Annotated in this window: 16 protein-coding genes; 8 read left to right on the plus strand and 8 right to left on the minus strand. The window is 58.3% G+C overall.

All coding sequences use genetic code 11. From position 1 onward, the window contains the following. Positions 1–21: 21 nt before the first annotated feature. The gene (locus EMQ_RS00745; protein WP_010666298.1) at positions 22–1,137 is read right to left on the minus strand and encodes a glycosyltransferase; all 1,116 of its coding nucleotides are present in this window, start codon (positions 1,135–1,137) and stop codon (positions 22–24) included. A 354-nt stretch (positions 1,138–1,491) separates the two neighbouring features. On the opposite strand from EMQ_RS00745, the gene EMQ_RS00750 reads away from it, so the two are divergent. The 4 genes from EMQ_RS00750 to EMQ_RS00765 all read left to right on the plus strand — a co-directional run bounded on the left by EMQ_RS00750 (position 1,492) and on the right by EMQ_RS00765 (position 6,720). Next, positions 1,492–2,712 carry a cation:proton antiporter gene (locus tag EMQ_RS00750; protein WP_026199910.1) on the plus strand — a complete coding sequence of 407 codons (1,221 nt, stop codon included), beginning with the start codon at positions 1,492–1,494 and terminating at the stop codon, positions 2,710–2,712. A gap of 166 nt (positions 2,713–2,878) precedes the next feature. Continuing rightward, positions 2,879–4,360, plus strand: coding sequence for a paraquat-inducible protein A (locus EMQ_RS00755; protein WP_010666300.1), 1,482 nt, complete (start codon positions 2,879–2,881; stop codon positions 4,358–4,360). Next, positions 4,357–6,066, plus strand: coding sequence for a PqiB family protein (locus tag EMQ_RS00760; protein WP_010666301.1), 1,710 nt, complete (start codon positions 4,357–4,359; stop codon positions 6,064–6,066). The genes EMQ_RS00755 and EMQ_RS00760 overlap by 4 nt, the downstream gene beginning before the upstream one ends. Positions 6,067–6,069: 3 nt before the next feature. Further along, on the plus strand, positions 6,070–6,720 hold the full coding sequence (locus tag EMQ_RS00765; RefSeq protein WP_010666302.1) for a PqiC family protein: 651 nt from the start codon (positions 6,070–6,072) through the stop codon (positions 6,718–6,720). 216 nt (positions 6,721–6,936) lie between these two features. Here EMQ_RS00765 and EMQ_RS00770 read toward each other — a convergent pair whose 3' ends face one another. Genes EMQ_RS00770 through EMQ_RS00785 form a run of 4 tightly spaced genes read right to left on the minus strand, consistent with a single transcriptional unit; the run spans position 6,937 to position 16,278 of the window. Then, entirely contained in the window at positions 6,937–8,496 is a 1,560-nt protein-coding gene (locus tag EMQ_RS00770) for an efflux transporter outer membrane subunit (protein WP_010666303.1), read from the minus strand. Between the two features lie 6 nt (positions 8,497–8,502). Further along, positions 8,503–11,820 (minus strand): efflux RND transporter permease subunit, encoded by a 3,318-nt coding sequence (locus EMQ_RS00775; RefSeq protein WP_018307642.1) that lies wholly within the window; start codon positions 11,818–11,820, stop codon positions 8,503–8,505. 6 nt (positions 11,821–11,826) lie between these two features. Beyond that, positions 11,827–15,012: an efflux RND transporter permease subunit gene (locus EMQ_RS00780; RefSeq protein WP_010668132.1), complete on the minus strand. Its 3,186-nt coding sequence runs from the start codon at positions 15,010–15,012 to the stop codon at positions 11,827–11,829. Between the two features lie 9 nt (positions 15,013–15,021). Next, positions 15,022–16,278: an MdtA/MuxA family multidrug efflux RND transporter periplasmic adaptor subunit gene (locus EMQ_RS00785; protein ID WP_010668131.1), complete on the minus strand. Its 1,257-nt coding sequence runs from the start codon at positions 16,276–16,278 to the stop codon at positions 15,022–15,024. 470 nt (positions 16,279–16,748) lie between these two features. Here EMQ_RS00785 and EMQ_RS00790 point away from each other — a divergent pair, with 470 nt between their 5' ends. Further along, the gene (locus tag EMQ_RS00790; protein WP_026199909.1) at positions 16,749–17,351 is read left to right on the plus strand and encodes an ankyrin; all 603 of its coding nucleotides are present in this window, start codon (positions 16,749–16,751) and stop codon (positions 17,349–17,351) included. Between the two features lie 223 nt (positions 17,352–17,574). Here the strand turns inward: EMQ_RS00790 and EMQ_RS00795 are convergent, their stop codons facing one another. The 3 genes from EMQ_RS00795 to EMQ_RS00805 form a co-directional block, all read right to left on the minus strand. After that, complete coding sequence (locus tag EMQ_RS00795) at positions 17,575–18,717, minus strand: site-specific DNA-methyltransferase (protein ID WP_010666320.1); 1,143 nt, start codon at positions 18,715–18,717, stop codon at positions 17,575–17,577. After that, a complete protein-coding gene (locus EMQ_RS00800) occupies positions 18,714–19,346 on the minus strand; it encodes a ribonuclease HII (RefSeq protein ID WP_010666319.1) in 633 nt (210 codons plus the stop codon). The genes EMQ_RS00795 and EMQ_RS00800 overlap by 4 nt, the downstream gene beginning before the upstream one ends. Positions 19,347–19,555: 209 nt before the next feature. Further along, complete coding sequence (locus tag EMQ_RS00805; protein WP_010666318.1) at positions 19,556–19,858, minus strand: CsbD family protein; 303 nt, start codon at positions 19,856–19,858, stop codon at positions 19,556–19,558. A gap of 204 nt (positions 19,859–20,062) precedes the next feature. Here EMQ_RS00805 and EMQ_RS00810 point away from each other — a divergent pair, with 204 nt between their 5' ends. The 3 genes from EMQ_RS00810 to EMQ_RS00820 all read left to right on the plus strand — a co-directional run bounded on the left by EMQ_RS00810 (position 20,063) and on the right by EMQ_RS00820 (position 22,188). After that, positions 20,063–21,460 (plus strand): MFS transporter, encoded by a 1,398-nt coding sequence (locus tag EMQ_RS00810; protein ID WP_010666317.1) that lies wholly within the window; start codon positions 20,063–20,065, stop codon positions 21,458–21,460. A 176-nt stretch (positions 21,461–21,636) separates the two neighbouring features. Then, positions 21,637–21,882 carry a type II toxin-antitoxin system CcdA family antitoxin gene (locus EMQ_RS00815; protein ID WP_010666316.1) on the plus strand — a complete coding sequence of 82 codons (246 nt, stop codon included), beginning with the start codon at positions 21,637–21,639 and terminating at the stop codon, positions 21,880–21,882. Further along, positions 21,883–22,188, plus strand: coding sequence for a CcdB family protein (locus EMQ_RS00820; RefSeq protein ID WP_010666315.1), 306 nt, complete (start codon positions 21,883–21,885; stop codon positions 22,186–22,188). The last annotated feature ends 74 nt before the right edge of the window (positions 22,189–22,262 follow it).

Raw genomic sequence — 22,262 nt, forward strand, 5'->3', positions numbered from 1 at the left:
GCGACGAAGCCGCCGACTGTTTTATACAAGTCTGTGCGGAGCGCTTCTGGGAAGTGGATTACAGCGAACGTTCGAAATCGTATCGTCTTGAAAGAGTGCGCTACGCTGGTGAACCAAAGCTTGAAGACCCGCACGAGACCGGTTGAGGAAGGCAATTACGCGTTCAGCGCGTTGGTGATGCAGGTGCAGTTCAGCGCGCCGGATGGGGGAGGGGTTTACCGTTCTCTCCACAAATGAATCCTGAGTCCGACTACCTTGACGCTGTGAAAGATACTGTCTGACGCGAAGCATCCGTGCAGAGACCGGTTCTAGCGCTTCATCAATATAGTCATCCTGAGCGATGACCCGGCGGGCGAGGGTTTCCGCCATGCCGCCTCGCGCCCGACCGACAAAACGTGCCGAAACATAGACTTTCACGTCGGGCGAGTGACGGACCGGAAAATGGCTGCGGCGTAACGCATGATAGAAGGCGCGGTCTTCACCGCTCGGGATCAGGGGAATACCCCCAACCTGCTTCCAGGCCTCATGAGTGACGGCGATGCTTGCGCCGGAATGTTCGGCATGACGGGGCCAGGGATCATGCGGCTCAGGGTTTATTTTTGCCGTGATCTGTTCAAGTAGCGCGCCATAAGCCTGTTCCCTGTCATCGTCCTGATGCAGGTGGGTAGGGATCTTCAGGGCTTCGTCGGGGAGCAGGAGCGCTCTTCCGAAGACAGCGGCGACATTGAAGCGGCTGAACGCCTCGAGTGTTTTCTGCATCCAGTCTGACGCAACTTCTGCATCGGCATCCGTGGTGAACAGGAGCGTGTCATCCGGTGCGCCGAGCGTTGCATGACACATGGCGTCGCGTCGGGCGCGTCCGGCGTGAGCGTTGTCGGGGGAATAAGTGACATTCACCATGTCCAGTTCGAACGGCAGGCTGGAAAGCAGGGAAAGTGCGCGCTCGCAGGTAGTGTCCTGCGTGTTGTTGACCCAGAGGACGACCTTGTGAGGCTTCGGGCCTTCCTGCCGGGCCAGCGCCAGAAGACAGGGAACGATATGTTCGGCCTCATTGCAGGCAGGGATGGCGACGATACGCCTTCTTTGGAGAAATGAATCCTCTTTGGCAGAAGCTACAGAAGGAAAAGGCTGAAGCATGCGGGTCTGATCCTCGCCGCCATGAAGGCGGTCTTAATCAAGACGCGGGAAGTGGGAGAGGGTTTGTGTATCTGGAGACAGTAAATTTCTTTAGTGCTGCCGACATCGTGCCTGTTCAGACGGAGACACGCACCGGGCAGCAAAGGATGTGGCCGCGTCAGATTCCGGGTCGGGACGTGAGGCTGAAATGGGCCTGATTTCGAAAAAACCGCGGCCGTGTTTGGATTGATGGACTGTCCATGATCAAATATATACAGGGTCAGGTATCTTTAATTGAAAAATTCAATATAAAATGTGTATAACGCTTTTGCTTGCGATTGATGTTGAGTTGGATGTGACGGGTGAGGAGATTAGATGGAGGGTTTTATCGCTCTTATTGCGGATATCGGGATATTTGTTTTGGTTCCGTGGGTGTTGTGGAGGCTTATCGGTAAAGTATTGCCGATAGTTGTTCTTCCTATACTTCTGGGTATGGGAATGGCTGTTCTTCATATTCCTGTCGCGGATATGGGTATCCCTTCCGTCATCGGCGATGAAATTGGCTGGGTAGCTGTTCTGGTTCTGGCTTTTACGGCGGGACTGGAGATGTGGCAGCACCCCGGAGAAGACACATCTCCCCATGCTGTTCCCCAGACCTCCGTAGGTCGGCTGCTTGCCGGAGCCGCTGTCGCACTAGGCGGTCCGCTCATTACTGGCTCCATTCTCGCCTACATGTTCTTTCTGCCCCTGAAAGGCTGGCATCCTCCTCAGGCCACGCCCTGGGTGGCAGCCGTTTCAATCGGTCTCTGCATCGCAGTGAGCGCCTTGCCGGTTCTGATCGGTGTGGTGCGGGAACTCGATGCTTCCCAGCGTCCGCTCGGTCAGCTCGCTCTCAAGCTGGCTGTTGTCGATGACGCGGCGCTGTGGATTGGTCTCGCCATTCTCCAGTTCGCGGAAAAGGGGAGCGCCGCCCTGCATGGCTGGACCGGACTGGAGTTCCTGGCCGTCGCGCTGCTGGTGGGTCTGGCTGCCGCAGGAACATGGGCGTCCCGGCATTTCAAACATCCCCCTTCGTGGGTCATCTGGGCGACGGTACCGGTTTATCTGGCGGCCGGTTCATGGGCGAGCAAACAGCTCGGCCTGCATGAGCTTATCGGCGCTTATTTCGCTGGTGCGATCATGCCGCCGAGCTGGGTCCGTCGTCTCCCTGTGGAGGAGGTCGGAACCTTCGCCCTGATCTGGCTGGCGCCGCTTTTCTTTGGTCACAGTGGTCTGCATATCAATGGAGATGCGCTGACATGGCCGTCCGTGGTGGCTTCTTTCAGTCTCGTGGCCATTTCGATTATCGCCAAGATTGCGTCGGTCTATGTCTTCCCGCCCGCTCCCAATCTGAGCAGGCGACAGGCGCTGGCAATTGGTTCCCTGTTGCAGTGCAAGGGGCTGATGGAAATTGTCGCGGCCACCATTCTGTTGGGGCAGGGGATGATTTCGGAGTTTGCGTTTGCCTCGCTCATGATGCTGGCGGTGATTTCCACCATGCTGACAGGGCCCATGTTCAAACTGGTCGCACCGCGTGGGGGTAAGGTAAAAACCTGATAAAATTTTATCTGTTTTTTCTTCCGCGAGAGAGGAAATAGAAAGGATTTCTATCCAGAATATTTCGGGAAGGGGTCAGTGAGCTTTGCAGGACTACGCCAGCACATAGCTGGAATTTGTTGCCGGTCTATCGGCCCCTGTCGGTTCACGCTAAGGTAGTGCTGTCATGGCGTCGTCCTTACCTTCCCGGCTGTATCGCAGCGCATTGAATTTTACGCGCGGCAAGCAGCATCACAGCAGTCATGTTCAAGTCGTTGACGATCTGGTTGAGTGTCCCTGTTGCGGGGAGTTCCAGCAGCTGGAGGAGATTGCTCCGGGCACTGTCGCTCGCTGCGTGCGCTGTGATCAGTTGCTGGAGCGGCGCAACAAGGGTGGGCCTCTTGCGACCCCGCTAGCTTTCTGCATCACCTCTGCCGCCCTTTATCTGGCGACGCTGGCTTCTTCCCTGATGACGCTCAATCTGTATGGGCGGGAGAGGTCCGTGGATCTCCTCACGGGGCCGATGGAGCTGCTCCATGAAGGCTGGGGCGAGGTCGGCGTTCTGGTCGGGCTGGTCACCATTCTTGCGCCAGGTATCGTCATCGCGATGATGGGCATGATCCTGACGGCGGCTTTTTTTGAGGAACTGCCGGACTGGGCGCCGCATCTTCTCGCCTGGTACGAAAAGCTTCGTCCATGGTCGATGATGGAAGTCTACATTCTCGGGATTTTCGTGGCCTATACCAAACTGGTGGACATGGCGCATGTGGAGGTGGGTCCCGCGGCCTATCTCATTGCGGCCCTGATGATCAGTATGGCGGCAACGGATCAGACGCTGGATCAGGAGCGGATCTGGCAGCGTCGTCGGGTTGAAGGGGCCATTCAGCTCCCCGATGGTAATCAGGTGCAGGTGGATCGGGTTTCCATGGCGGACCTTGGCGGACATATGCCTCCCCCGGAGCATATGCTGTCCTGCCACTCCTGTGGGCTTGTCGGCGTGTTCCCCGAGCCAGTGCCGCAGACCCGCAGCGTCGGGCTATGTCCACGCTGTGGCCATAATCTCTGCAAACGGAAAAACAATAGTCTGAGCCGCACCTCGGCGTTGGTGCTGTCAGCCTTCGTTTTCTATCTGCCAGCCAATCTTTTCCCTGTCATGACAGTCATCAAGGTCGGCAGCGGTGGTGGTCACACCATCATCGAGGGTGCGATAGAACTGTGGGAGGATGGCATGATCCCTCTCTCCCTGCTGGTTCTGTTTGCAAGTGTTACCGTCCCGGTCGCCAAGATTCTCGGGCTCAGTTACATGATCGTTACGACCAGGCTTGGATCGACAAAAAAGCTGATGCTCAGATCGAAGCTGTTCAGGATCATCGATGTTATCGGTCGGTGGTCCATGATTGACGTGTTCATGATTTCCATTCTGGTGGCGGTGGTCCGCTTCAGCTCATTGGCCAATGTGGAGGCCAATGCTGGTGTGGTGTCGTTCGCAGCCGTCGTGGTGATCACCATTTTTGCAGCGCACTGCTTTGACCCACGCCTGATGTGGGATGTTGCGGGACGCAATGGTCAACTTCCGGAGGATGACGCCTGTGCCGGAAACGCAGTATTAGAATCTTCCGGGACACCAAGCCCTGAGGAACAGGACAAGATGGAGCCGGTAAGAGCGTGACTTCCGAGCAGAACAATTCTTCTTCGCAACAGTCTGTAGGGAATGAAGAGCAGGGCGACAGCAGGTTGCCCGAAGCGACTGTCAGCAGGGCGCGCTTTTCCATCATCTGGATCATTCCGATCATATCGGTTCTGATCGCCGGTTTCCTGCTGTGGCGCAGTCTGTACAATCGCGGGCCGGAAATCCTCATCACCTTTGATACGGCAGATGGCCTGACCAGCGGCCAGACTCAGGTAAAGAACAAGGCCGTGACGCTCGGCACTGTCTCGTCCATCACGCTGTCGAAGGACATGCATCACGTTGATGTCCGCGTGCAGATGAATTCCAGCGCGTCCGGACTTCTGACGGACAAATCCCGTTTCTGGGTTGTGCGTCCGCGCATCAATGGCGCCAGTGTCACGGGTCTGGAAACCCTTCTGTCAGGAGCCTATATCGCGTTTGACCCCGGTACAGCCGGGGGACAGCGCACAACAGCATTCAGGGGCCTTGAATCACCACCGGGCATCCAGTCTGATCAGCCCGGCCGGACCTATACGCTTGTCGCTCCGGCCATTGGTTCGATCGGTCCTGGCGCGCCAGTCTTCTTCCGTGATGTCGATGTTGGTGAAGTGCTGGGCTATACGCTTCCTCCCGGCGGCGTGGGACCGGTGATGATCCAGTTTTTCGTCAGAGAGCCTTATGATCATTATCTCCACACCAACACGCGTTTCTGGAATGTGTCGGGTGTGAAGGTCGGCTTTGGAGCCGGTGGTCTGAAGGTGCAGATGCAGTCCATTCAGGCGCTCTTCTCCGGCGGTATCGCGTTCTCGCTCAATCGTACCAGCACGGATGACGAGGCGACTGAAGCGCCCGCCAATACGATTTTCCAGCTCTATGATGACAAGGAAAGCGCGGATAACGCCGGCTATCACGAGCGTGTTCCGGTCGCGACCTATCTGTCGTCTTCCGTCTCCGGACTGGCTGTTGGTAGTTCGGTCACAATGTTCGGTATTCAGGTCGGTTCCGTGACAGGTGTGAAACTGCAGATCGATCAGGCAACCGGTCATGCACAGGTCCGTGTCGCCATGGATATCCAGCCTGAGCGCGTCCTGTCTCCGGAACAGATCCACAGCGATACGCTTGTGAGCACGCTGCAGGCTCTGGTCGCGAACGGCATGCGCGCCTCAGCCGCCAGCGTCAGCATGCTGACGGGTGAGACCAACATCTCTCTGGATTTCGTCAAGTCAGCCAAGGACGTCAAAACCTATATGGAGGGCAATACGCTTATCCTCCCAAGTCAGGCGGGTGGTATCAGCGGGATCATGCAGTCGCTGTCCACAGTGTCTGACAAGCTGGCCGCCATGCCGCTGGACAAGATTGGCGACAATGCGAACAATCTGCTCGCCCATGCCGATCAGCGGATCAACAGCCCGGAGGTCAAGCAGGCTCTCGTAAATCTGCGGGATTCCCTGAACAGTCTGCATCATCTTGCCGACCATGCGGACAAGGGCCTGCAGCCTCTGATGAAGCGTCTGCCTGAAATGAGCGAACAGCTTGATAATACACTGAAGAACGCCAACAAACTTCTGGCCAGTTATGGCGGCGATACGGACTTCCATCGCAGCCTGCAGAGCATGGTGGTGCAACTGGGTGAAACAGCCCGCTCACTACGTTTCATGACCAACTTCCTGGCCAACCATCCTTCCTCGATTGTCACGGGACGCTGATCCATGGAAAAGAAAAAACTCCTAGCTTCCACCGGGTCTTTTTCTCGTGCGTTATTGGGGGGCTTTCTCCTTGCCGTTACCAGTGTGACACTGACGGCATGCAGCTCGTCTGATCCGGTTCTCTATACGCTCCAGCCCGTGACATCGGCAGTCCCGACAGTTTCGTCGTTCTCGGGGCTGACGGCGCCGACACTGGTTGAAATCCGCAGGCCGACCATTCCGGAGACGCTGGATCGGGATCGTGTCGTTCTGAGTGACAGTGGCTATAAGCTGGATGTTGCAAAAACGGATGCATGGAGCGCGCCTCTTTCGGATCAGATCCCGCATGTTCTGGCGAACGATCTGCGTCACCGCATGCCCGGTACAAGTTTCTTTGTGCAGGATGATGCGACATCAGCGGATCCGCAGGCTTTTGTTGAGCTGGTCGTAACGCGTTTTTCGCGGGACACTTCCGGAAATGCTGTTATGGATGCTCAGGTCTCCGTGCATCGTGCTGATAGTGATGCGCTAAAGACCAACCGGTCCATTCACCTTTCAATGCCTGCGGCAGCGGGTACGGAGGGACTGGTGAGCGCACTGAGCACGCTGATAGGGCAGGCGGCAGATCAGATCGCTGGAGATATCCGCACACTTCCTCCTGTTCCCAAACAATAATTTCCGAACAGATGGTCTTTTTCTTTTTAGACCGGATAATAAAGATCTGATCTGTTGGATGGGCTGTCTGAGACCGCTGAATTCAGCAGCGGATTTATTTCTGCTGCTGAACGAAAAATCCAAGCTTCCCGGTTCATAGCGCTCACATTACGCGTGTAGGCGTGGGAGATGCTGCTGTGTCTGGAGGCTGACATAAACACCGACACTAAATATTCGTCAGTTCTTATCCTTCTGGATAAAGCTGGGCAGGAATGGATTATCCGTCTGCATGGACCCCTTGCTGGGCAGGGAAGATGCATTCCAGCCACCCCCCAGCGCTTCGATCAGGCTTACTGAATCCACCATACGGCTTTGCTGGATCGACAGTACCGTTTCAGCATTGGACAGGGCTGTGACCTGAGCCGTGATGACGGTGGTGTAAATCTCCGTGCCTGCCAGATACTGGTTCATGGCGACGGTGACGGCCTTGTTGGCCGCGTCCAGGGCGATCGCCTGCTGGGCGGCCTGTTCAGACAGAATACGCAGATTGGAAAGCTGATCTTCCGTTCCCTGCAATGCCGTCAGAACTGTCTGACGATAGGTGGCGGTATAGCTGTCATAATTGGCGTTGGCCTCATGAACGGCGGCTGTACGCGCGCCACCTTCAAAGATGGTTTCCGTGGCAGCGGCACCGAGTGACCAGATACGGTTGGCCACCTGCACAAGCGCCCCAACCGGATCACCGCTGTAGGAGTAGGAAGCCGTCAGTTTCACATCCGGATAGAAGGCCGCGATCGCCGCACCAATCTGGGCGTTGTATTCCTCCATCCGTCGTTCCGCCGCGGCGATGTCAGGACGACGCTGCAGCAGGTCGGCAGGCACCGAAACCGGAATGGTGGGAACGGTATCAGGCAGGCGGCCAGCTGCTATGGTCAGATCAGCAGGCGCTTCGCCCATCAGCACGGCGATGGCATGTTCATATTGCGCTCGGGCAATCCCGGCCTGCACTTCCTGCGCGCGGGTCTGCTCCAGCTGCGTCCTGGCCTGAAGCAGGGCCGTCGGTTCAGCAACGCCTGCGTTGTACTGGTTCAGCGTGATCTGGTAGGAATGTTCGTAAAACTGTACGGTCCTGTGCAGCAGATCTTTCAGGCTATCCTGATAGCGCAGGTTGAAGTAGGCGGTCGCAAGCTGGGCCTGATAGGACAGTTTGGCGTTCGCAAGATCGGCTGCGCTGGCCTGGGCTTCCGTTACCTGCGCCTGAATCTGGCGGCGGATCGCGCCCCACAGATCCAGATCCCAGCTTGCGGTCGGACCCATGCCGTATGTGGTTTCAGTCGAATTGGACGGCGTATAGGTGGTGGTGGTGGAGCCTCCTGTGCCGTAATTGACCAGCACGCCGGAAGACGCATTGCGCGAACCACGACCGGTGCTGTTGCGGTTGAAACTCAGCGAGCCGCTCAGTGTCGGGTAGAGCTGCGCCCGAATGGCGTTGATGGCAGCGCGGGCGTTACGATACCGCGCCTCATACTGAATGACATTCTGGTTGTTGATTTCGACCTTGTCTTCCAGCCCGTTCAGGATGGGGTCGTTATAGATCTCCCACCATTTACCCTTGGGAACAGCCGCCAGCGCGGGATTGGCGTATTGCCAGCCAGCTGCGGGCTTCAGTTCCTTGAATCTGGGAGAGATGATGGCCGTAGGTCGCTTGTAATCCGGGCCAACCATGCAGCCGGACAAAAGGAGTGGCGCCAGCAGAAGGGCGATACGACAGCGGGAGGGGCGAGTGTGGGTCTTCATTCCGCGTCAGGCGTCCTGAGGGTTGGCGTGGGGGGACAGGCGATTACGGCGACGTTTGTTAAACCGCAGCGCGAGGCGATCCAGCGTCAGATAGACAACCGGGGTTGTGTAAAGGGTCAGAGCCTGACTGACCAGCAGGCCTCCCACGATGGCGATGCCGAGCGGACGGCGCATCTCCGCGCCATAGCCGTTGCCATAAACAAGCGGCAGCGCGCCAAGGGCGGCGGCCAGTGACGTCATGATGATGGGACGGAAGCGGAGCAGGCAGGCGGTGCGGATGGCCTCGAACGGCGGAATATTGTTTTCCCGTTCGGCAGTAATCGCAAAATCCACTAGCATGATGGCGTTCTTTTTCACGATGCCGATCAGCAGGATCACGCCGATCATGGCGATCAGGGAGAAATCCTCGCCGAAGAGTTCAAGCGCCAGCAAGGCACCGACACCGGCTGAGGGCAGGGTGGAGAGAATGGTCAGCGGATGCACGTAGCTCTCATAAAGAATACCCAGCACGACATAAACGGCGACCAGCGCAGCCAGAATCAGAAGCGGCTCATCATTGACGGACTTCTGGAACTGGGCGGCGTTACCGGCAAAACTGCCGTGAATGGTCGAGGGCATGTGCATGGCCACCGTCTCATCCTGAATGATCTGCACGGCGCGACTGAGCGCGACGCCTTTCGCCAGATTGAAGGAGATGGTGGAGGCGACGGACTGACCTTCATGATTGACGGAAACCGGCGTCCGCGACGGGGTGATGTCGGTGATGAACGTCAGCGGCACCATGGAAGCACGCCCCGTGGACACGGCGGAACCATTGGACGCGGAAGCGCCGCCCGCCAGCTTGTTGGCGATCTGGTTCTTGAAGTTCTGGCTGCTGATGCTCGCCTGCGTGCTGCTGCTTGTGCTGGCCTCACTCGTGCTCGTTCTGACACGGATGGTATTGGAGGCGGTGCCACCTGCTGCTGAACCGCCCGTTGTGGCCACCCAGACCTGCCGGATGGTGTTAGGGTCGCTCCAGAACTCCTTCGACGCTTCCATGACGACACGATACTGGTTAAGCGTGTTGTAAATGATGGAAGCCGCCCGCTGTCCGAAGGCGTCGTAAACCGTATTGGCGATCAGCTGCGGCGTAATCTGGAACCGCGCCGAAGTATCACGGTCTATTTTCGCGACGATAGCGGAACCGCCCTGCTGAACATCGCTGGACAGATCGAGAATTTCCGGATGCTTGCGCAGTTCCGCCATCAGTTTGGGAGCCCAGCTGTAAAGCTCGGTGGCTGAATCACCCTGCAATGTGTACTGATAGGACGCATTGCCCTGTCGCGCCCCGGCCCGCACGCCGCCCGGCTCCATCAGGAAGAACTGTGCGCCGACAAGATTATGCAGACGGTTCGCAATACGCAGCATCAGGCTGGGAGCCGGTCCGCGCTCGCTCTTATTCTTGAGTTGCAAAAACAGACTGGCCTGATTGGAAGAGCCGCGTCCGCCGAGGAATCCGGCAATGCTGACCACTTCCTTTTCCTGAAGAACAGCTTTTTCGACCGTGTCGATCTTCTGAGTCATGGCTGTGAAGGAAATGGACTGATCACCTATCAGATGACCCATCAGCATGCCGGTATCTTCCGTAGGGAAGAAACCTTTCGGCATCGCCATAAATACGACCACCATCAGGATGATGGTCGCGGGAAGACTGAGCAGGACAAGCCGGTTGTGTCGCAGCGCAACATCGAGCGTGCGGGCATAGCCGTTTTCCACGGACGTAATGGCGGAGCCGAACAGGGCTCCCAGCCAGCTCACGCTTCTGTGCCACCAGTTCGGGGAGGCGGTGTTGCTGTCTGTATGGTTGTGCGGGCGCAGGATGCGTGACGCCAGCATCGGGGTAAGGGATAGGGACAGAAGCATGGAAATGACGATGGTGATGGACACTGTCATCGCCAGTTCATGGAACAGACGCCCGGCCAGACCGCCAAGCAGCAGGATCGGCAGAAACACCGCAATCAGTGAGACGGTGATCGAGATGACTGTGAAGGCCACTTCTTCCGCGCCCCTGAGCGCTGCTTCCCTGGGCGGCACACCTTCCTCAATGTGACGGGCGATGTTTTCAAGCACGACAATCGCGTCATCGACCACAAAACCGGTCGAGACCGTCAGGGCCATCAGCGACATATTGTCGAGCGAATAGCCCAGCAGGCGCATCACGCCGAAGGTCGCGATGATCGAGGTCGGCACCACGATGGCCGGGATCAGGGTCATCCGCAGCGAACGCAGGAACGCCAGCGTCACCAGCACCACGAGGATGACGCCGATAATCAGGGTGGCCTGCGTGTCTTCCAGCGAGGCGCGAATGGTCAGCGACCGATCCAGCGCCAGATGCAGCGACACGTCCTGAGGCAGGGCGGTGCGCAGCGCCGGCAGCATGGCCTTGATCTGGTCGATCGTGTGAATGACGTTGGCGCCAGCCTGCGGAAACACGATCCCGATCACGGCCCGCTGCTGGTTGAAGAAACCGGCGTTACGAATGTCTTCCACGCCGTCGCTGATGACCGCAACATCCGAGAGACGCACCGGCCTGTTGCTGCGATAGGCGATGATCAGATCACGATAGGCCTGCGCCGAGCGCGCCTGATCATTCGTGTCGAGCGTGAAGCGCAGGCCGTTCTGGTCGATGATCCCCTTGGGTGTATGCGCATTGGCCGAGGCCAGCGCTGCACGCACGTCTTCAAAGCCGATGCCATACTGAAACAGCTTCAGGGGATTCATCTCGACGCGCACGGCGGGCAGGGCGCTTCCTGCTACCTGCACCAAGCCAACGCCGCGCACCTGCGAGAGATGCTGCTGCAGCACATTGCTTGCGAGATCATACAGCACGGCGGCGGTACGGGTCGGGGACGTCAGGGCGAGAACAAGAACCGGTGCGCCATTGGGGTTGGCCTTGCTGTAGCTCGGGTTCTGGCGCAGCGAGGATGGCATGTCCGCACGGGCTGCCTGCAGGGCTGCTTCCACGTCACGCGCCGCGCCGTTGATGTCACGGGTCAGCTCGAACTGGAGCATGATCCGGACCTGATTCTGCGTCGATTGCGACGTCATTTCAGTCAGACCGGCAATCTGCCCCAGGTGACGTTCCAGAGGGGCCGCTACCGAACTGGCCACTTCCTCCGGCGAGCCACCCGCCTGCTGGCCCTGCACCATGATGACCGGAAAATCGACGTTCGGCAGATCGGAGACCGGCAGCTTCAGGTATCCGAGGATGCCGCCAATCAGCAGTGCCACCGTCAGCAGGGTGGTGGCGACCGGTCTTTCAATGAACAGACGGCATGGACTCATGCCCGATCAGCCCTGCTCACCGGCTGGACGGGTTTCATGCGGCTCATGCGCGTTGCTGAAACGGCGGTTCCATTTCTGCGCCATCGTATCGAGTGCGAGGTAAATCACCGGCGTGGTAAACAGCGTCAGAAGCTGGGACACCGCCAGACCGCCGACAATGGCGAGACCCAGTGGACGGCGCAGTTCGGAACCCGTGCCTGAGGAAATCACCATCGGTAGCGCGCCGAGCATGGCGGCCAGTGTCGTCATCAGGATGGGACGGAAACGCAGGGTCGCGGCCTGCCGGATCGACTGGAGCGAGGACATGCCATGCTCACGCTCCGCTTCCAGCGCGAAGTCGATCATCATGATGGCGTTCTTCTTGACGATACCGATCAGCAGCACGAGACCGATGATCCCCATCACATCCAGCCCCGCGCCGGAGATGCGCAGCATCAGCAGTGCGCCGATGCCGGCGGAGGGCAGGGTGGAAAGGATCGTGACCGGGTGCACGAAGCTCTCATAGAGAATACCGAGCACGATATAGACCGCGATCAGCGCCGCCGCGACAAGGAACAGCTCATTGCTCAGAGAGCCCTGAAACGCGGCCGCCGTTCCCTGAAAGGACGTCTGGAAAGCTGTCGGCAGTTTCAGCTGCTTCTCGACACGCCGGATCGCATCCGTCGCCTGCCCGAGCGCATAGCCTTCCGACACGTTGAAGGAGATCGTCGTGGCCGGGAACTGACCGAAATGCGTGATCAGGAGAGGTGCCGTTTCCCGCGTGATGGTCGTGACAGCCGCCATCGGAACGAGGCCGGACGTCGGCGAACGGGTCGGGCCGGAGGTGCTCTCGCCGGAGTTGCCGGAGATGCCTGGCAGGTAAAGCTGGTCGAGCGAGGCAAGGTTTTTCTGAAAAGCTGGGTCAGCTTCCAGAATTACGCGATACTGGTTCGACTGGGTGTAGATGGTCGAGATCTGACGCTGACCGAAGGAGTCATACAGCACGTTGTCGATGGTCTGCGGCGTGATCGAGTAACGCGCGCCGGTCGAACGATCGAGCGTGACGCGGGCGACCAGCCCTTCCGCCTGAAGGTCGGAGGTCACGTCAGACAGGGAAGGTTCCTGCCGCAGAGCATCAACCAGCTTCGGAACCCATGTCTTGAATTCGTTGTAGTCCGGGTTTTCCAGCAGAAACTGGTATTGCGTGGCAGCAACCGTCGTGTCGAGCGACAGATCCTGCACGGGCTGGAGATAGAGGCTGATTCCCGCGATGTTTGCGGTTTCTTCTCTCAGACGTGCCGCCACTTCCTGAGCGGAACCACTGCGTTCGTCATGTGGCTTGAGGTTGATCAGGAAACGGCCCTGATTGAGTGTAGAGTTCTGTCCGTCCACACCCACGAAGGAAGACAGCGACACGACATCCGGATCTTTCAGGATCGCCTGAGCAAGTTCCTGCTGATGTGTCTTCATCGCATCGAAAGACGTGGCCTGAGCCGCGACGGAAATACCCTGAATGACGCCGGTATCCTGAACCGGGAAGAAGCCTTTGGGAATTTCCCATGCCAGAAAACCGGTCAGCAGCAGGGTCGCGCCAAAGACCAGAAGCGTGGTGCCCGAGTGCGCCAGCACGACATCCAGCGCCCGGTCATAGGCCGCGATGAGCCGGTTGGTAGCCACTTCCATACGGGCCGACCAACGCTGGAACCATGTTTTGGCGTCTTCCACGGTGTGCGGACGCTCGCTCAGCAGACGGGCGCACATCATCGGCACGAGCGTCAGGGAGACAACGGCGGACAGAATGATGGTGATGGCCAGCGTCAGCGCGAATTCGTGGAACAGACGCCCGATCACGTCGCCCATGAACAGCAGCGGGATCAGCACGGCGATCAGCGAGATGGTCAGCGAGATGATGGTGAAGCCAATCTCGCCCGCGCCCTTCATAGCGGCCGTCATGCGGTCGTCACCCTGCTCGATATAGCGGGAGATGTTCTCGATCATGACGATGGCGTCGTCCACGACAAAGCCGGTGGCGATGGTCAGCGACATGAGCGAAAGATTGTCGAGCGAAAAGCCCAGCAGATCCATGACAGCAAAGGTGCCGACGATGGAGAGAGGCACGGAAAGGCTCGGGATGATCGTGGCCGGAACGTTGCGCAGGAACACGAAAATCACCGCGACGACGAGCGCCAGAGCCAGAAACAGCTCGAACTCCACATCCGCGACAGAAGCGCGGATAGTGGTGGTGCGGTCGGTGAGGGGAACAATGTCGATCCCCGGCGGCATGGATTCCTGAAGTCTCGGCAGGATCGCCTTGATGTTGTCCACCACCGCGATCACGTTCGCACCCGGCTGACGCTGCACGTTCAGCACAAGACCGGGGGTCGTGTTGGCCCACGCGGCCAGCTGTGTGTTTTCAGCGCCGACGATAACCGTGGCGACATCCTTCAGACGGATCGGTCCGTTGTTCTGATAGGCGATCACCTGATTCAGAAGCTGCGTCGCGCTGGCGATCTGCCCATCCACGCGCAGGGTCGAGGCGCGTTGTGCGCCGTCGAATGTGCCGGTCGGGGAGTTGACGTTCACATTGCCTATGGTGGTTCGCAATGTGTCGAGATCAAGGCCATAGGAGGTCAGCTTCGGAATGTTGACGCGAACCCGCAGAGCCTTGCGGTTGCCGCCTGACAGGGTGACGAGACCAACGCCGGAAATCTGGCTGATCTTCTGCTCAAGCCGGGTATCGACATAGTCCTCGACCTCCGGCAGCGGGATCGTCTTCGAGGTAATCCCAAGCGTCAGAACGGGAGTGTCGGCGGGATTGACCTTGGCGTAGGTTGGTGGCGCGGGCAGATCGGTCGGCAGCAGCGAGTTGGCCTGATTGATTGCGGCCTGCACTTCCTGCTCGGCCACATCCATCGACATGCTCAATCCGAAGCGCAGCGTGACGACGGATGCGCCGCCCGAAGAACGGGAGGTCATCTGGTCCAGTCCTGGCATCTGCCCGAACTGGGTTTCCAGAGGCGCCGTGACGGAGGTGGCCATCACATCCGGACCCGCGCCCGGATAGAAGGTCTGCACGGTGATGGTCGGATATTCGACCTCCGGCAGCGCGGACACGGGCAGGAAATGATAACCCAGAAGACCGGCGATCAGGATCGCCACCATCAGCAGGGTGGTGGCGACGGGCCGTTCGATGAAGATGCGTGAGGGGTTCACGGTCTGGCGTCAGTTGGTGCTGTTGTGGTGACGATGTGACGAGGCCGGATGCGCGTCCTGCTGCTGTTTGGTCGTGTCCGGATGATCGGCGGGAATGCTCACTTTGGCTCCGGCGCGGAGATGGTCGGTACCGTCCGTCACCACGCGATCGCCCGGTTTCAGACCATCGCTGACAACCGTGCGCGTGCCGTTCGTGATGCCTTGTTTCACATTGCGGACCTCGACAGTGTTGTCGCTTTTCACAACGTAGACGAACTGGCCGTTCGGTCCGGTCTGGAGCGCATTGGACGGGACGATGATGGCGTTATGCAGCGTCTTCACCAGCAGGCGGGCGTTCACGAACTGGTTGGGGAACAGGTGCTCGTCCTCGTTCGGGAAAATGGCGCGCAGGCGGACCGTTCCCGTCGCCGTGTCGATCTGGCTGTCGAGCGAACTGACGCTTCCGGTGGCGATCTTCTGCGTGTTGGAGCTGTTCCAGGCCTCGACCTGCAACGGATTGCCTGCGCGAAGCTGATCGGCAACTTCCGGCAACTGGTCCTGCGGCAGGGTGAAGATGACGGAAATCGGCTGCATCTGGGTCAGGATGGCCAGACCGCCTGATTGTCCCGCCGTGACATAGTTGCCCCTGTCCACGGCGCGGATGCCGACACGACCGTCAACCGGGGCCGTGATGTGGCAGTAGACGAGCTGAAGTTTCTGGTTATCGACCAGCGCCTGATCGACTTTCACAGTGCCTTCAAGCTGTTTGACCGTAAATTCCTGATCCCGTGCGGTCATGGCAGCCACACTGTCCTGCTTGATCAGCTTCTGATAGCGGGCGTTGTCGATGCGGGCGCGCTCAAGCTGCGCCTGATCCTGAGCAAGCTGGCCCTGATACTGGTGCAGCGCGACCTCGTATGGACGCGGATCAATGATGGCGAGCAGATCGTCCTTCTTGACGTGCTGGCCCTCCGTGAACTTCACGTCCATCAGATAGCCCTCAACACGGGTCTGAACTGTCACGTTGGTGATGGGCACCACGGTTCCGAGTTCGGTCAGAATGACGGGCATGTCACCGGTCGCGACGGTCTCGACCGTAACCGGCTGAGCCACACCCGTGGTCGAGCCGACCCTGCGGCTGGTTTTTTCACGATGACTGAGAAAAGCGTAAGCGACTATGCCGATCAGCAGCAGGACAAGAATGACCCATATCCAGCGGCGGGTACGGGAAGATCGGCGGGGCGAAGGGGACGGAGAGGGAGCAGGAGAAGAATTGTGTTCACTCATAACTTCTGTCGATTTCCGTCCACAGGTTCTGTTGGGGCGTTCTGAAAGGGCTCGTGTCGATTAAGCAGAGGTCTGACCCGAGGTCTGCATAGCAGTAAAAAGCCCATCTTCAACATTCAGGAACGGTGCTTTCAGCCCTTAAAAAAGTTTTCATATCACATCAGTGTTTAATTTTATCACGCTGAAAATACGAAATTTTTTTCTGTGAGGTGTAAACACACATAAACATGAAATTTTGTTAATTTTTATAGGACAATTGCAAACCATTCTCATTTGAAGAGGTATTGTGAAATATTGCAACGGGCCAACAGGTTTTTGCTACGTTTAGTATCAGAAAAGCTGCCGGGAGAATTATTTTAGATTTCACGGAAATACCGATTCGGCATCACTGGCAAAAAAGTGTTTTTTTTACTAAGTGATGAGGTGCTGGGAGTACCAATCGCACAATGTACAGCTTCTTCTGTTCTGATATGAAACGCCGGTCCGTCCGGCAGGGGCTCATACCTCTTCTGCTGCTGGCAGGGGCGGTGTGTGTGACGCCCATTCACTGCGCCCACGCGCAGGATGCGGATCAGGAGGAAGCGGAAGACGCCGCCAAGCAGGCCGAAGCCAGACGGGACGCCCGCAAGGCGGCGCCACCTGCGGCGTTGCCGGGCGCGCAGTCGAACGAAGATGAAGCCGGTCACTCCAACGGCGACATGGAGCCGACCGCTGCCCTGTTTGAAGCGATCAACCGGGGCAGTCTGGGCGCTTCCAAGGAAGCCGTCAGTCGAGGCGCGGATCTGAACGGGCACAACGTTCTGGGGCAGACGCCTCTGGATATGGCCATCGACCTGAACCGCAACGACATCATGTTCTTTCTGCTGTCCATGCGCACCATTGATGATTCTGCCGGTGTGACAACCAGCACGGTGGCGAATTCCGGTATCAGCATGAGAAATGGCTCGGGTCATCTGAGTATCGGCGGTCGCGCAGCCCGCGACAAAACCCAGTCGGTCATCGATCGGCGTTACGATGCCTCAGGCGGACAGGCCCAGCCATCGGTCGGCTTCCTCGGTTTTGGTGGCAGCTAGGGCTGGCTGCTTACAGATTGAGTGATTGCAGGGGGCGTTCTTCGGAGCGCCCTTTTGATTCCCGGCAAGAGTGATGTCAGGAAAGCCAAACGTTTTTGCTGAAACTGCAGTAAAACGCTCCAGTTTCAGATGTTTCTTACCTACTGATTGTCGGGAAATCTTCCGGCTGTGCTTTTACGTCTGCCGGATCAGACACAGACTCACGCGATAGAGGCTACCACCGTCACTGAGCGGCGATGGGAACCTCGGCGCTGGCCAGAGTAAGAGCTTCCGCATCAGCGGCAAGGCTCTCCGACCGCAACGCATCCAGCGGCACCAGCGTATCGTCGCGCTCGAAATGCCAGAACGTCCAGCCGTTGCAGGATGGAGCATTCGTCAGCAGCGCGCCCAGCTTGTGGATGGAACCGCGCTGTGTGCCGCTGACCAGCGTGCCGTCCGGCGTCACTGTGGCGGACACGCGGCGTTGGCGATCATAGACCACCGTTCCGGCAGTGATGAAATTCCGCTCGACCAGACTGCCGAACGGAACACGCGGCGCTTCCCGCTTCATCGGCGTGGTGGCGACGGCATCCTGTGGCAGAGCCTCTTCACGCTCAACGCGCTCGGCAGCAGCCTTTGCGTAATCAGGATGACGCTCGATCCCGACAAAATGACGACGCAGGCGCTTCGCCATGGCGGCTGTCGTCCCGGTTCCCGTGAATGGGTCGAGGATCACGTCGTTCTCAGCCGTGGAGGCCAGCAGTACGCGGTGCAGCAGGCTTTCCGGCTTCTGCGTCGGATGCAGCTTCAGTCCGTGCTCGTTGCGCAGACGCTCATTGCCCGTGCAGAGCGGCAGATACCAGTCCGAGCGCATCTGCACGTCATCGTTCAGAGCCTTCATGGCCTGATAGTTGAAGCGATACTTGCTGTCCTGACTGCGGGCCGCCCAGATCATCGTCTCATGTGCGTTAGTGAAGCGACGGCCACGGAAGTTCGGCATCGGATTGGATTTGCGCCACACGATATCATTCAGAATCCAGAAGCCCAGATCCTGCAGGATCGCGCCCAGACGGAAGATGTTGTGATAGGAGCCGATGACCCAGATCGTGCCGTCCTTGTGCAGCAGACGCCGTGCCTCGCTCAGCCATTCCCGTGTGAAACGGTCATAGGTTTCCAGATCCGAGAACTTGTCCCAGTCATCGTCCACACCGTCCACGACGCTGTCATCCGGACGACGCAGTTCGCCACGAAGTTGAAGGTTGTATGGTGGATCAGCAAAGATGCAGTCGACGCTGGCCGTCGGCAGGCTGCGCATGACATCGACGCATTCACCACAGAGGATCTTGTCGAGCGGAAGGTCTGAAGTGTTCTTGATAGCGCCGCTCATGCAGGGCCTCCGTTGGCGAGAGTGAGTTCAAGCTGCTTGCGGACGGTGCCGAAGCCGCGGCGATGGTGCGGAGTGCACCCTTGTGTCGTAATGGCGTTTCGATGAGCGGCGGTGCCGTAACCTGCGTTCTTCGCCCAGCCATAGCCCGGCCAGCGCGCATCCAGGCGGCTCATGATCTTGTCGCGCGTAACCTTGGCGAGGATCGAGGCGGCGGCGATGGACAGGCTGATGCCGTCTCCACCCACAATCGTGCGCACAGGCACGTCGAGAGGCGGCTTGCGGTTGCCGTCGACCAGCGCGATGCGGGGAGGGGACGGCAGCTTGCCCACGGCGCGGGCCATGGCGAGCTGTGCTGCCTTCAGGATGTTGAGCTGAAGAATTTCTTCGACCGAGGCGGCGGAGATCCCGATTTCAATTCCCGGAACACTCGGCAGGCGCGCGGCAATAGCCTCACGACGGGCCGTTGTCAGCGCCTTGGAGTCATCAATGCTCGCTGCCAGATCCTCAGGAACTCCTGCGCCGAAAACAACCGCGGCCGCAACGACAGGGCCGGCGAGAGGACCGCAACCGGCCTCATCCACTCCGGCCACGCGGCCCCCATATTCTGTTTCCAGCAAAAAATCCGGCATGGTCCCCTTTCCGAAGCCTCAAAACGACTCGATATGAATCATCGAGTCGTTTGAATCACGATTCGCAATAAAGGAAAACCATTTTGTCCCGTGACCGCGCAAGAGTCGCAGGCAAAAAAAATTCCCCGGAAGGGGAAAAAACACTCAGACTCTTCACGAGTCGTAAAAAAAGAGCCGGATACTGGACCCGGCTCTCCTTTCTTGCTGGCTCAGCCCTTGCGGCGCGGCATTAGTAGCCAGCCGATGAACGTGCCGACCACTGAAGCAATGCCCAGTGAGAGGAGCGGCTTGTCACGCACGAAGGACACGCCTTTTTCGACAAGGCTCTCGCTCTCTTCATACAGGTCGGCAAATTCCTCACGGGCGATGCCGGCCAGTTGGTCGACCTTGCCTTCAGCCTGAAGACCCAGATCACCTGTCAGGCCGCCGACAGCATCCTTGATGTGACCTTTGGCCTGATCGACGACGCCATGAATTTTTTCTTCTGTGGTGTTGATCTTGTCGTCTGACATGTCTGTCTTCCTTTCGAACATCCTGAGGCGTCAGTGGGACGCGGAACCGCAATACGGTTCATGTGGGTATAGTTGGAACCGATCTCACTGATGATGCAACGCTTTTTATGGCAAACAGTTTTAACGGGTAACTCTGATCAGACATGAGTGACTGCGGTCATCCGTCTGTTGTGCCCCGATTGGAAAATCTGTTTTGTGGCCCGCATGCCAGCTCTTCGCCGATCCCAGATCATCGCCCTGACCATCTCCAGCCTTCTGTTCATGGAGCAGCTCGATGGCACCATTCTGGCAACGGCCCTTCCGGCCATCGCGTCTTCCCTGCATGTGGACCCGGTGGCGGCCTCCGTGGCGCTGACCTCCTACATCGTCGGACTGGCCATCTTCATCCCCGCCTCAGGCGCGGTGGCCGACCGCTTCGGCAGCCGCACGACCCTGATGACGGCGATCACCCTGTTCATTGTCTGCTCCATCCTCTGCGGGCAGGCGAGCAGTCTTCCCGTGCTGGCCTTCGGACGCATGTTGCAGGGAGTAGGGGGCGCACTGATGGTGCCTGTCGGCAGGCTGGTGCTGCTGCGAAGCGTCGCCAAGTCCGAACTGCTGAAAACCATGACATGGATGATGATGCCCGCCACCCTTGGCCCGATGCTCGGCCCCGTGCTGGGCGGCTTCATCACAACCCTGCTGTCATGGCGCTGGAATTTCTACCTCAACGTGCCCGTTGGACTGCTCGGACTTTACCTGACGTGGAAACACGTCCCCCAGTTGCGGGAAAAGCAGAGCCGTCCCTTCGACTGGCCCGGCATGGGGCTGGCTGGCGGCGGTCTGGCGCTGCTGTCCTTCAGCGCGGAGATGATCAGCCACAACACAAAGCCCTACTGGCTTTCCGCCAGCCTGCTGATCGCCGGAGCCTGTCTGTTTCTCGGTTATTTCCGCCACATGAAGCGCTGCCCCAATCCGGTGCTTGATTTCCGGCTGATGGATGTCCCGACCTTCCGCCTGTCCGTCCTGAGCGGTGCCGCCTCCCGCCTTGCCGCCGGGTCATTTCCGTTTCTGATGCCCGCCATGTTGCAGATCGGCTTTGGACTGAGCCCGGCACAAAGCGGCATGGTCGTCTTTGCGGCCCCCATCGGAGCGCTTTGCTCGCGTCTGTATGTGCCGCGTCTGTTCCGTCGCTTCGGTTTCCGGGCCGTGATGATGACGATGGGTTGGGGCGGCGCGCTCACTTTTGGCGCAATCGCCTGTTTCCAGCCAGGCTGGCCGCTCTGGACGCTGACATTGGTGCTGCTGGCGTCGGGCGCTGTGCAGGCCATCCAGTTCTCGGCCTACAACTCCATCGCCTACGCCGATCTGCCGGAAGAGCGGATGAGCAATGCGACCAGTTTCTATTCCACTTTCCAGCAAATGATGCTGTCAGCCGGCATCTGCGTGGCCGCACTGGCTGTGACGGTCTCGCGCGCTGTTCAGGATCATCCGCAGGCGGTGGCGGCGGATTTCAGAGTAGGGTTTCTGGTGGTGGGCGCGTTGACCTGCATCGCAGTGCCGGTGGCAGCACGGTTGCGGCCGGATGCGGGAGCGAATGTTAGTGGGCATCGGAAGAAGTAGAAGGTTTTGTTTCTACAACAATCGGCTGAAACAAGTCTGCTTTCGTCCGTTTGTCGGACGCAGGAGGAGTTGCTGGAGCTTCCGAAAAGTAGCCCATACATCTGGATGATAATATGTGCATAGTTATGTGTATTGATATGTGCTAAGCTTCGATTTTCAGGACATGGAGTAAAGCTATGGTTCGCTCGCGTTCCGTCAGCCCATCACGTCGCCCCACCAATGTGACGTTACCGGCGCAGTTACTCGAAGAAGCCAAATCGCTTGATCTCAACATATCGCAGGCCTGCGAACAGGGGTTGAAGTCTGCGATCGCTTCGATCCGCGCTCAGCAATGGCTCTCGGAAAACCGTGCCTCCCTTGAAGCATCCCGACAGTATGTCGAAGAGAATGGTCTTCCTCTCGCGGATTACCGGAAATTCTGAATGGCCCGTTTTGATGTGTATCGTCTGGCCGGACGAGGTGAAGCGCGTTTCGTTCTGGATGTACAGGCAGACTTGCTGGGTGAGTTGGGCACCCGCATCGTAGTGCCGCTTTTATCACGGAAAGCAGCGCCCAAACCGGCAAAGAGACTCAATCCGGTTTTTGTAATAGACGACCATTCGTTCGTCATGATGACGCAGTTTATGGCTGCCGTGCCTAACCGTGATCTGAAGAAAATCGTGACTTCATTGTCTCTTTATCAGGATGAAATCACCCAAGCGCTTGATCTGCTTCTAACTGGTTTCTGAAACAGAGTCTTGGTCGGTTTTCGTCTTCATCTACGCCATTGATACGATGCTCGCTGTTTTTGAAGACGGGCACT

Origin of the sequence: Acetobacter aceti NBRC 14818 (assembly GCF_000193495.2) — a bacterium.
GTDB classification, from domain to species: domain Bacteria; phylum Pseudomonadota; class Alphaproteobacteria; order Acetobacterales; family Acetobacteraceae; genus Acetobacter; species Acetobacter aceti.

Bases quoted from the DNA above. Each gene is read 5' to 3' on its own strand.
- EMQ_RS00745 (WP_010666298.1), bottom strand. From the start codon at position 1,137: ATGCTTCAGCCTTTTCCTTCTGTAGCTTCTGCCAAAGAGGATTCATTT.
- EMQ_RS00750 (WP_026199910.1), top strand. From the start codon at position 1,492: ATGGAGGGTTTTATCGCTCTTATTGCGGATATCGGGATATTTGTTTTG.
- EMQ_RS00755 (WP_010666300.1), top strand. From the start codon at position 2,879: ATGGCGTCGTCCTTACCTTCCCGGCTGTATCGCAGCGCATTGAATTTT.
- EMQ_RS00765 (WP_010666302.1), top strand. From the start codon at position 6,070: ATGGAAAAGAAAAAACTCCTAGCTTCCACCGGGTCTTTTTCTCGTGCG.
- EMQ_RS00770 (WP_010666303.1), bottom strand. From the start codon at position 8,496: ATGAAGACCCACACTCGCCCCTCCCGCTGTCGTATCGCCCTTCTGCTG.
- EMQ_RS00775 (WP_018307642.1), bottom strand. From the start codon at position 11,820: ATGAGTCCATGCCGTCTGTTCATTGAAAGACCGGTCGCCACCACCCTG.
- EMQ_RS00785 (WP_010668131.1), bottom strand. From the start codon at position 16,278: ATGAGTGAACACAATTCTTCTCCTGCTCCCTCTCCGTCCCCTTCGCCC.
- EMQ_RS00790 (WP_026199909.1), top strand. From the start codon at position 16,749: ATGAAACGCCGGTCCGTCCGGCAGGGGCTCATACCTCTTCTGCTGCTG.
- EMQ_RS00795 (WP_010666320.1), bottom strand. From the start codon at position 18,717: ATGAGCGGCGCTATCAAGAACACTTCAGACCTTCCGCTCGACAAGATC.
- EMQ_RS00800 (WP_010666319.1), bottom strand. From the start codon at position 19,346: ATGCCGGATTTTTTGCTGGAAACAGAATATGGGGGCCGCGTGGCCGGA.
- EMQ_RS00805 (WP_010666318.1), bottom strand. From the start codon at position 19,858: ATGTCAGACGACAAGATCAACACCACAGAAGAAAAAATTCATGGCGTC.
- EMQ_RS00810 (WP_010666317.1), top strand. From the start codon at position 20,063: ATGCCAGCTCTTCGCCGATCCCAGATCATCGCCCTGACCATCTCCAGC.
- EMQ_RS00815 (WP_010666316.1), top strand. From the start codon at position 21,637: ATGGTTCGCTCGCGTTCCGTCAGCCCATCACGTCGCCCCACCAATGTG.
- EMQ_RS00820 (WP_010666315.1), top strand. From the start codon at position 21,883: ATGGCCCGTTTTGATGTGTATCGTCTGGCCGGACGAGGTGAAGCGCGT.